General features: G+C 44.9%; 8 protein-coding genes. 6 read left to right on the top strand and 2 right to left on the bottom strand.

What is annotated here, in order from left to right; translation table 11 throughout:
- Positions 1-461: 461 nt before the first annotated feature.
- Entirely contained in the window at positions 462-1,460 is a 999-nt protein-coding gene (locus ACCM36_RS01965; protein WP_370572029.1) for a hypothetical protein, read from the bottom strand.
- A 533-nt stretch (positions 1,461-1,993) separates the two neighbouring features.
- Between ACCM36_RS01965 and ftsZ the strand changes: the two genes are divergently transcribed.
- From ftsZ to ACCM36_RS01940, 5 genes are all read left to right on the top strand, one after another.
- Positions 1,994-3,160 carry a cell division protein FtsZ gene (gene ftsZ, locus ACCM36_RS01960; RefSeq protein WP_370572028.1) on the top strand — a complete coding sequence of 389 codons (1,167 nt, stop codon included), beginning with the start codon at positions 1,994-1,996 and terminating at the stop codon, positions 3,158-3,160.
- Positions 3,161-3,250: 90 nt separating this feature from the next.
- Positions 3,251-4,732: a dihydropteroate synthase-like protein gene (locus ACCM36_RS01955; RefSeq protein WP_370572027.1), complete on the top strand. Its 1,482-nt coding sequence runs from the start codon at positions 3,251-3,253 to the stop codon at positions 4,730-4,732.
- An 8-nt stretch (positions 4,733-4,740) separates the two neighbouring features.
- Complete coding sequence (locus ACCM36_RS01950; RefSeq protein WP_370572026.1) at positions 4,741-5,202, top strand: hypothetical protein; 462 nt, start codon at positions 4,741-4,743, stop codon at positions 5,200-5,202.
- A gap of 186 nt (positions 5,203-5,388) precedes the next feature.
- Complete coding sequence (locus ACCM36_RS01945; RefSeq protein WP_370572024.1) at positions 5,389-7,410, top strand: sodium-translocating pyrophosphatase; 2,022 nt, start codon at positions 5,389-5,391, stop codon at positions 7,408-7,410.
- 99 nt (positions 7,411-7,509) lie between these two features.
- Positions 7,510-8,406, top strand: coding sequence for a hypothetical protein (locus ACCM36_RS01940; protein WP_370572023.1), 897 nt, complete (start codon positions 7,510-7,512; stop codon positions 8,404-8,406).
- A gap of 6 nt (positions 8,407-8,412) precedes the next feature.
- Here ACCM36_RS01940 and ACCM36_RS01935 read toward each other — a convergent pair whose 3' ends face one another.
- A complete protein-coding gene (locus tag ACCM36_RS01935) occupies positions 8,413-9,321 on the bottom strand; it encodes a TIGR00269 family protein (protein ID WP_370572022.1) in 909 nt (302 codons plus the stop codon).
- Between the two features lie 173 nt (positions 9,322-9,494).
- Between ACCM36_RS01935 and ACCM36_RS01930 the strand changes: the two genes are divergently transcribed.
- The gene (locus tag ACCM36_RS01930; protein ID WP_370572021.1) at positions 9,495-10,841 is read left to right on the top strand and encodes a tripartite tricarboxylate transporter permease; all 1,347 of its coding nucleotides are present in this window, start codon (positions 9,495-9,497) and stop codon (positions 10,839-10,841) included.
- Positions 10,842-10,846: the final 5 nt, after the last annotated feature.

Here is a 10,846-nt window from a genome sequence, read left to right as displayed (position 1 = left end):
CATGCAACTTCATCTTTTGGTATCGGATAAATATTTGTGCATGGGAATGCACTTGATATGTAATGTCTTGTATGAGTTTAAAAAGAGGATAGAATTATGGTATTTCATAGCCAAAATCCATTCCCTCTGAATAGAGGTCAATCACTAGAGTTTTTTCTTCATTTAAATTAACATTAACATTTTTAGTGATATTTCCATCTAATGTTATTTTTACTAAATAATCTCCTTTTTATATAATACGGATGCTTAACATTTACCCGGCGGCTGTTTAAGTATCTAAAAATAATTAATTAACCAGATAACAGAATGCGGATAGGCATTATATGCCCTTCGTGTGGACAGAGCTATGATATTGGATGGATAACTGCTGATATAGAAGAACTGGAACCGATCAAAGGCGAACCATACCCGGAAAAATAAAGATTAAGAATGTGCCTGGTAGCACTTTAGTCTGTCAGAGTTCAAGATTCCTGTTTTTTGCCCGGTATTTTATCCAGTTCCTTCTTTATTGCAGATGCCTCTTTCCTGTATTTGCCGGACATTGAACTGTGGACATCTACATCTATGATCTTTTCCTTCAGGTCCGAATCAATTGTAGAAAGGACTTTCTGTATTGCAGCATACCTGTATTCCAGCTCCTGAATGTCCGTATCTTTATGCCTACCTTTGTTCTTTTTATTCAGATAGATAGCTCCGCCAAGAGCAAGCAAGCCAATAATGAAGAACAAAGCAGACAGGTACATAGAATTATTTGATGCCTTTGCCTCTGTTGTGGATACTGTGATCTCATTGAAGGAAGGATGGGAGAAAAAGAAAGTTGTTATATTACCGTTTCTTTTGGAATTTGAAGATAATGAAAGCCCATTGCCATCAACTACCACCGGGTCAATGCCTTGATCCGTTTTTACGTTAAGGACAAGAGAGTGGATCGAAGATGGCTGGTATCCAGGTACTGTAAGATGTTTAGTGAACTGCCCATCGGATCCACCGGGTAAAAGATATAGTAAACTGTACAACTGCGGCAACCCTGAAGATCCGGGAGTGGCATTGTCGCTGAAGTAGAGGATATTGCCTGTCCGGTTATATTCAAGATCTATCACAGATGTGCTATTGGACATATCCTGCTTCTGGAAAAGCATCATAGTGGAATCTTCTGGTACTGAAATACCTATAAAAATGGCATTTTCATCGTACGATAAACTCCATGTTTCCTGAACAAGGATCCCATCCATATAGCTCATATCCAGATCAATGATGTACTGCTGGAAAGACATGCCTGTAAGATCAGTGTCATTGCCAGCGGTTGGAGCGGTTATGTTATCTGCTGCACCCGCATGTGGTAATAGAAAAAGACAGAGACAAACCAAGAGCAATTGCTTCAAGCATATAAGGACCAGCCTCTGATCTGACTTTCTAAGCGCTAAATGAATATTCATGAGATCCCTTTTTAATGCATTCACGCTGGTAATTGTTATATGTTTTTGCTTTTAGCTTCCGTCTGGAATCAGCGGGAATCTGTTGTATGTTTTTTATAAAACCATGAAAATGGCTTCGACGAACACATATATATATATCAATCTGTAAAGTATAGGTCTGGTAAAGTTGTGTATGATGACAGATGCCGGAAGATGGTGGTATTGAGGTCGCCTTTTGTCTGAGATCTGTCTATATCTGCAGACTCCCGCAGTAACAGTCAAGTGCCATCTAAAAGTGGTCAGACTGAATGAATCCCGTCTGCTGCTAAGCATCATGACGGTATAAAGAGAGAGAGGAGAGAGGCAAGCTATCCTGCACTATAGGCACGTGAGCTTACCTCTAACTTTAAATATAAATACATAAGTATAAAAAGAAGTAAAAGTATATAGTATCACTGTAGAGTAATGACACAATTCCACATATATAAGGAATTAGTGGAAATCCACATATTACAGCTATGTGGTCATTCACATGTTCATTACACAAGTGTACTCAGTAATCCAGTGAGGGGATGAACGTGCAATCCATAGTACAGGAAGCATTAAAACACACAGAAAAGGATAGAGAGTATCGAAAAACAGTAGCAGTGGATGATCAACTTGACGGCTTTGGAATGCCGCGCATTACGATCGTAGGTTGTGGCGGTGCAGGAAACAACACCGTTAACAGGCTCTACAACATCGGCATAGATGGTGCCGAGACCATTGCCATTAACACAGACAAACAGCATCTGGACAACATCAGAGCTGACAAGAAGATCCTTGTGGGTAAGACGCTTACCCGCGGACTTGGTGCAGGCGGATATCCGGAAGTAGGTGCAAAGGCAGCAGAACTGGCCCGCGGCACCCTTGAGGATATATTCAAGGAAACAGACCTTGTATTCATAACTGCAGGTATGGGTGGAGGTACCGGTACTGGTGTCGCGCCCGTTGTCGCAGAGATCGCAAAGGAACAGGGAGCCATAGTAGTAGGCATGGTCTCCAGTCCTTTCAGGGTTGAAAGGGCAAGGACCGTCAAAGCGGAAGAAGGACTCGAGGACCTGCGCAAAGCCGCAGATACCGTGATCGTACTTGATAATAACCGACTGCTGGAATATGTACCCAACCTGCCCATAGAGCAGGCTTTCTCAGTAATGGACCAGCTCATCGCGGAAACAGTAAAGGGCATCACCGAGACGATCACTCAGCCATCTCTCATTAACCTCGACTATGCAGACATAAGGGCTATCATGGGTTGTGGCGGTGTTGCTGTCATGCTCGTAGGAGAGAGTAAGAACCAGGACAAGAGCAATGACGTAGTACGTATTGCATTGAACCACCCCTTACTGGATGTGGACTACAGGGGAGCGACAGGTAGCCTTGTGCACATTACAGGTGGTCCTGACCTCAGCCTGAAGGAAGCAGAAGAGATAGCTTCATCTCTTACCTATGAACTTTCACCCAATGCCAATGTCATATGGGGTGCAAGGATAAGGGAAGACTACGAAGGCAAGGTGCGTGTGATGGCTATCATGACAGGTGTCCAATCCGCACAGGTACTTGGCCCAAAGAATACGCCAAGTACGATTCCCCAGACAGCAAATAATTACAGTGGCAATTCCTCTTATGGCAGGACACGCCAATCCGTTGTTGAGTCGCTCGGCCAGAAAAGGAATGGCGGGTCAATAATCGATATAATAAGCTGAACGCATAATATCCAGGCTACATTGCTGTACCTGGACTCTTTCTTTTTTAGCAGCAGATATTCTTTTTAACTACCTGTACAATTAGGTTACATGGACATCCTGGTTGCTACGGGAAAACTCGCAGAAGGCACTGTAAGAAAAGCAGTGGATACAAAGGCACATATTATTGTACTGGATATGGATATAGCGGCATTCATAACCCCGCGAAAGCTCCAGGAAGCCATAAAGAAGCAAGATCCACATAAAAATTATGACATCATCTTTGTGCCAGGCCTGGTATCCGGGGATTTTTCAAAAGTTGAGCAAGATCTTGGCAGTAAGATATACCTCGGCCCAAAGCATGCCTATGACCTTGGCTATGTCCTGGATTTTGTGGGAAAGATAGAGTTTTCCGCCAAAGTTCCTGCCTGTGAGCTGCTTGCAGATGTCAGAAAGAAATTGGCCCTGGCGAAAGTGGAACAGATAGAAAATGCCTGTGAACCTTTAATGTACCTAAAAGATCTCAAGCTTGGAGGAGGCAGCCGTATGAAAGTGCTGGCTGAGATAGTGGATGCTACAGGCATGGAATCCAGTGCCCTGGAAAAGAAAATACTTGCCTTTGTTAGCCGGGGTGCGGACATGATCGATCTGGGAGCATCCCTCAATGCTACGCCAGACGATGTAGAGCGTACTATCCGTATCGCCAGAAAAGTGACTGCATTGCCCATCAGTATCGATACGCTTGAACCCGCACTCCTCACCCGTGCGATCGAAACAGGTGTGGACCTTGTGTTAAGTCTTGACAACAACAATCTGGATGAGATAGGCCCTCTGGCAGTATTGGCAGAAATTCCTGTCGTAGTCATACCTGATAGCTGCGAAGGATTAGACAGCCTTGTAAAAAATATCGAAAAGGCAAAAGAACTGGGCATCCGAAAGATCATTGCAGATCCTGTGTTAGACCCTATTGGTCACGGAATAGCCTGTTCCATTGCACGCTACTATGAATTTCAGAAATTGTTCCCTAGAATTCCTGTTTTCTTTGGAGCGGGGAACGTAACCGAACTCCTGGATGTTGATTCCCCCGGAGTGAATGCAACACTTTGCGGCATAGCAACAGATCTGGGTGCAAGCATACTTTTTACCCCGGAGTACAGTAATAAGACCCAGGGATCGATAAGTGAACTGAAGGTTGCTTCCCAGATGATGATACTTGCCACGGAAAGACAGAGTTCCCCGAAAGATCTGGGCATAGACCTTATGATACTTAAGGAAAAAAGACGGCGAACAGATGCGAATATGCCTGACAAGTATACGGAAGCCAAAGAGCGCAGGATGTGGAAAACAGATCCTGCCGGAAGTGTGAGGATCGGGATCATGCCTGATGAGGAAAGAACGGGAGAAGGCTTGATAGTTGCCGAACATGAGACTTCCACGATAGTGGGCACCAATGCAAGAGAAGTTCTGGATACACTTATGGAGATGGAACTTGTATCTACCCTGGAACATGCAGGCTATCTGGGAAGGGAACTTAAGAAAGCGGAGATCGCCTTAAAGTTTAATAGAAGTTATGCACAGGATGATGAGTTTTAGGTGTTATTATGATACTTCAACAAGAAGACAAGGATGCCATAGTTGCCATAGTTGCTGCACGCCATTTCTCCGAGCAGAAATGGAAATGGATCAATTTGAAAAAAGATATACAAAAAGTTTTCAGAGCTTTTGAGGAAATAAGGGAGCAATACGATAAGTACCCATATATGAGCAAGGATTGGTATGTAGAGAATTCAGCTACCAAGGGGATGCATATGTGCGATACCTGGGAAGAGCTCCTGCTTCTTGTGGAATTCTTGCGGGATTATGCCCAGTATTTCGATTTCATGGTGAAGTATGAAGGGGGAAGAAAAATGTTCTGCATTGCCAGCCATGATGGAAAACTCACACATGAACAGGAGAATGCTATTACGGTTGCGAGAAGACTAAGAAGCAACGTTATTGTCTTCTCTGTGGAAGTACCGGATTCCATTGAGTTTGATATGATACAGATGGGAGGAGGAACATAACTTCACTTGGATCGAGACCTTAACCGGTGCTTAAGATTCCAACCAACTTTATATATAGTATTGAAGAATATTAGCGCGAGCCAGTCTCATTTATACATGAACTGTAGTAAATACAGCTTATCTAATATGATACTTATACGTAAATATACGTAAATCAGAACCAAAGACAAATAGAGGAGTTACATAATGGATGTTTTATATTACCTGGCACCTCTTGCCGGTCTTGTCAGTCTGATATTCGCTGGCTTCTTTGCAAGCAGTGTCCTTAAAGAAGGCACCGGATCAAAGGAGATGCAGAAAATATCAGCTGCCATACAGGAAGGTGCAATGGCTTATCTGAATCGACAGTACAAGACAATAGCTATTGTGGCAATCGTTCTTGCAGTCCTTATATACACACTGCTGCCGGACGGAGATAAGATCGCCATCGGTTTCCTTGTGGGTGCCATAAGTTCTGCTATTGCAGGGTACATAGGAATGAACGTATCTGTCAGAGCAAATGTAAGGACAGCACATGCTGCTTCCGGTGGTCTGCAAAAAGCAATGCATGTGGCATTCCGTGGTGGAGCGGTCACAGGTCTTGCAGTGGTAGGACTCGCTTTGCTCGGTACCAGTGGATTCTACATACTTTATGGTGATGTAGACCTTGTAGTAGGTTTCGGTTTCGGTGCCAGTCTTATCAGCCTTTTCGCCAGGGTAGGTGGCGGTATATTCACAAAAGCTGCTGATGTAGGCGCAGACCTTGTGGGTAAGATAGAAGCAGGTATCCCCGAAGACGACCCACGTAACGCTGCCGTTATTGCCGACAACGTAGGAGACAATGTAGGTGACTGCGCTGGCATGGGTGCGGATCTGTTCGAGACATATGTGGTCACAGTGCTCGCTTCAATGCTGCTGGGTGCACTTGTAATTGACAAATACCCCAATGCTATCCTGTATCCCCTTATGCTGGGTTCATCCGCTATAATCGCTTCCATCATATCGGTCTTCTTCGTTAAGATAGGAGCCGACGGCAAAATAATGAAAGCCCTGTACAAAGGGGTTGCAGGTTCTGCGATCATCAGTCTTGTGTTCTTCTACTTCATCACCAATTCACTGATGAATGATATGAGGATCTACCTTGCTGCCGTCGTTGGTATAATAATCATGGTCTTCATGGTGATCTTCACCGAATATTACACTTCTACAAAATTCCGCCCGGTAAAGGCAATTGCCGCTGCATCAAAGACCGGTGCAGGAACTAACGTTATTTCCGGTCTTGCGATTGGTTTTGAAAGTACAGCCCTGCCTGTGGTGACAATTGTAGCCGGTATTCTTGCTTCATACTTTGTCGTGGGCGGTATGACCGATCCTGCAGTGGGCTTATACGGTATAGCTATTGCAGCAGCAGCAATGCTTTCCACAACAGGCATGATCGTTGCACTCGACTCCTATGGTCCCATCACCGACAATGCTGGGGGTATCGCTGAAATGGCAGGTATGCCTTCAAGCGTGCGCAAGGTCACTGATGCTCTGGATGCTGTGGGTAATACCACAAAGGCCGTCACAAAAGGTTATGCAATAGGTTCTGCAGCTTTGGGTGCCCTGGCTTTGTTCGCAGATTACAAGCACAAAGTTTCACCTGCTGGTACTTCCCTCAACCTGAGTCTGGACCAGCCAGTGGTGCTTGTAGGCCTCTTCATCGGTGGACTGTTGCCATTCCTGTTCACAGCTGTCACAATGCAGGCTGTAGGCAAGGCTGCTGTCAAGATAGTGGACGAGGTACGCCGCCAGTTCAGAGAGATCCCCGGAATCATGGAAGGTACAGCAAAACCAGAATACGGAAAATGTGTAGACATTGTGACTGCTGCAGCCATTCGCGAAATGGTTATCCCCGGTTTCCTCGCAATAGTAGTTCCGCTTGTAGTAGGCGTTTTATTGGGCCCATCAGCACTCGGTGGACTACTCATAGGTCTTATAGTTGCAGGTTTGCTGCTGGCCCTTACAATGGATAACGGTGGCGGAGCATGGGACAATGCCAAGAAGTTCATAGAGAACGGAGAATATGGCGGAAAAGGCTCAGATGCACACAAGGCAGCAATAGTAGGTGACACCGTAGGTGACCCATTCAAAGATACCTCAGGTCCTGCCCTCAATGCCCTGATCAAGGTGGTAAACATGATCGCCATCCTGTTCTCAACTCTTTTCATTGGCAAAGGACTGCTATAAAGGACCAGATTGCATGAGGCCATTGGCCTCACTCTTTTTTTAAGTCGTTCGGAACACTTTTTATATTAAAATGTGTAAGGTAGCTACAGGAGTAAAAGTATGCAAGAAGATCTGGGCACTCTACTGAACAGGGGCTATGGGACATGGACCCGAAATATGATAATAGCGGTTCCTTTCATTCTTGATCTGATGGCAACGATCATCTTTTCCTTGTTCGCTATAACCCTTTTCGTAATAGTCTTTGTGATGCCGGAAATAGCTTCTTCTACTGTAGCCGATAATGTACCACCCGAAGTATACCTGGAAATACTTAGTTCACTCTTAAAAGAAAATCTCTTGCTTTTCATAGCAGGTACGTTGTTACTCTTGATATTTCTCTTACTGATCGGATCATTCTTTGAGGCAGGAGCTATCGGCATGTGCCGTCTTGCACTGCTTAGCGGCGATACATCCATTGGGCAGATGTGGTCATCTGCCAGACACCATGTCCTGAACCTTCTGCTTGCTAAAACACTGGTGGCTCTTATTATAATGGCAGGCGTGTTGTTCCTCGTGCCCGGCGCTCTTAGTGCAGGGGAACTTGAAGCATTAGCAACCGATCCCACCTCCACAGGAAGCATACTGATAGGCCTAGGTACATTGGCCTGGTTCCTCTATGCCCTTGTTGCCGGAATATTGCTGTTCTTTGTAGAATACGCCTTAGTGGTAGATGACCTGGATCCTATCTCGGCACTGGAAAAAAGCTTGGAATTCTTCAGAGATAACAAGGTTAGCGTGATCGCGATCATCGGGATCATAGTTATTATTTCCCTGGCATTGGAAATATTCGGAAGTGCTATTAGTTCGGTAGAAGCTCTTGCAGATGTATGGAGCCTGGCCTATCTTTTCCTTTCAGTGCTTGTGATAAGGCCACTCACGACTATCTGGATAACACGAATGTATATGGATCGTACAGGGAAGGAACTCTATTCATTTGACATGTATTCATTTGAATAACGGAACCTATTGTTTTCCAAGCAGCTTACACGCCTGGCAGAGCTCACCACTGCATGCCTGCCCGCAGATGCGGCAATTGGCAAGTTTTGCAATGGGCATTTCCCTGGAAAGGACATCTGCGATCTTGTCGAAACCACTTAAAAGAGCATATTTTGTTCCCGGATGCTTATCCTCAAAATCGTCCAGCATTTCTCTAACTTCTCCCCTCATGGCCTCATGAGCGTAAGGACAAGCGCCGGTACTGAGAGGAAGACCGTTGAGATAGGCATACATGGCAACCTCTTTTTCAGGAACGAAACGTAAAGGTTTTATTCTGAGTACAAGCCCTTCCAGCTCACACAGGGGAACAAGGCGTACCATACGTGCCACATCTCCTTTGAGATGATTGAGCATTATCGTTTGGGCCTCATCGTCCAGGTTGTGGCCAATTGCAAGTTTGGTGGCACCTAATTCCAGAGCCTTGCGGTTGAGAATGGATTTACGCAGGACACCGCAATAACTGCAAGTTCCTTTTTCACGGTCCCAGGAAGCGATCTCATCCATTGTTCTGTCATATTCTTCCCTGAAAGAGAGAATGATATGTTCCACACCAAGCCGGCTGGTAAGCCCTTTAGCCTGTTCCAGAGTATTGTGCCGATATCCTGCTATGCCCTCGTCCACTGAAAGAGCAACGAGCCGGATATCCGGACGTTGCCCCAGGATCTTATGTAGCATATAAAGCAGTACACTGCTGTCCTTGCCCCCGCTTACAGCCACCGCTATTGTCTCGTTCTTCTTCACTGCATAATGTTTGCGTATTGTGAGCTTTATCTTCCTTTCCACGTCTTCCATGAAATGCTTCTTGCACAGGTGCATACCGGAATATCTCTGGTAGATAATGGAATCGTGTTTGCACTTATCACACTTGATGCTCATAGGTTCATTCCTGCATCAAAAAAGGCATGTTAGTATTTATTGTTGTGGTGGAAAGATACTTTTGCCTGATACAAGCAGTATCTGAAGTTAGAACTGACCGGAAAAACTTATAATGATATAGCTCCTCTTTATAGTATAATTTCCACTGTTCTGAAAACGAAAAGGATGATCCGATGCCTATGATCATTGAAAATATATCCATACTGCTTTTATTGCTGTCTGTACTTGCAGGCTGCCTGATGGGCATAGTGTCAGGATTAATACCCGGACTGCACAGCAATAATTTTGCTCTGTTGCTGGTATCCGTATCTCCTCTGCTCATTGAAAGCGGCATACCAGCTACGTATATCATCTTCATGATCCTGGCAAACTGTATCACGCACACCTTTCACGATATAATACCTGCTATCTACCTGGGAGTACCTAACTCGGATATGGCACTGGCAGTACTTCCGGGACATCAGTTGCTGCTCGATGGCAGAGGACCCGAAGCAATACGCCTTTCAGCTCTGGGAAGTGCAGGCTCTGTTATCATATCCATTATTCTGCTCTTGCCTTTTGGACTTCTGTTATATACAATATATCCACTTATACAGGAATATATCGGCTGGATGCTGCTCTTCATAGCTTTGCTGATGATCTTAACTGAAAAAGGAGAGTATGTACCGGGCCAGGGCTCTCTTACCCGGTATAGGTATAAATTCTATGCACTTATGGTATTCATGATGAGTGGCCTGCTGGGGATCTTTGCTTTCGGGAAGGAGAATATGGCTAACTCCCTGTTCAGCTCGGATAGTCCATCGATACTGCTTCCTCTGTTAAGCGGCCTGTTTGGAGCTTCCCAGCTGATAGTAAGCCTCACGACCAGTTCAGTCATTCCACCGCAGCGCACTTCATTGATCACACTGCCTGCTAAAAGGGTAATAAAAGCAATTGCCTCCGGAAGCATTGCGGGTTCCTTTGTAGCCTGGTTACCGGGAGTATCATCTTCTGTCGCCACATTGCTGGCAGAACAGGTCAGCAGGATACGTGGCAAACAAAATTCTGGTAAATCTGCTATATCTGAAGATCCGCTGGATGAAGCCAGGGAGTTCATAGTTTCAGTATCGGGTGTCAATACTGCCAATGCAATTTTCGGCCTTTTTGTTTTTTTCTTCATTGGCAGGGCCCGCAACGGCGCAATAGTGGCGATATCATCTTTTCTGGAACCATCATCAATAGACATACCCATTATCCTTATTCTATTAGGTGTAGTGATCCTTGCATCGATATTTTCGTATTATTCAACTATCAAGATTGGAAATACCATTCACCTGTTCATGGAGAAAATAGACTACAGAAAACTAAGCATCACAGTACTGGCAGGTCTTGTACTGATGGTCACCTTATTCACAGGGGTTTTCGGGATCATAATATTCCTCATGGCCACATCTATAGGACTGCTGCCATCTTTCATGCATGTACGAAAAAGTAATGCCATGGGCGTGATCTTACTGCCGGTTATCCTGTATTTTTTATAAAAAGT

The organism is Methanomethylovorans sp., assembly GCF_041305605.1.
GTDB lineage: Archaea > Halobacteriota > Methanosarcinia > Methanosarcinales > Methanosarcinaceae > Methanomethylovorans.
This window is presented reverse-complemented; position numbering and strand designations above follow the sequence as displayed.

What these genes read in the sequence shown, in the direction of transcription:
- ACCM36_RS01930 (WP_370572021.1), top strand. Translation starts at nt 9,495, where the DNA reads ATGCCTATGATCATTGAAAATATATCCATACTGCTTTTATTGCTGTCT.
- ACCM36_RS01945 (WP_370572024.1), top strand. Translation starts at nt 5,389, where the DNA reads ATGGATGTTTTATATTACCTGGCACCTCTTGCCGGTCTTGTCAGTCTG.
- ACCM36_RS01955 (WP_370572027.1), top strand. Translation starts at nt 3,251, where the DNA reads ATGGACATCCTGGTTGCTACGGGAAAACTCGCAGAAGGCACTGTAAGA.
- ACCM36_RS01935 (WP_370572022.1), bottom strand. Translation starts at nt 9,321, where the DNA reads ATGAGCATCAAGTGTGATAAGTGCAAACACGATTCCATTATCTACCAG.
- ACCM36_RS01950 (WP_370572026.1), top strand. Translation starts at nt 4,741, where the DNA reads ATGATACTTCAACAAGAAGACAAGGATGCCATAGTTGCCATAGTTGCT.
- ACCM36_RS01940 (WP_370572023.1), top strand. Translation starts at nt 7,510, where the DNA reads ATGCAAGAAGATCTGGGCACTCTACTGAACAGGGGCTATGGGACATGG.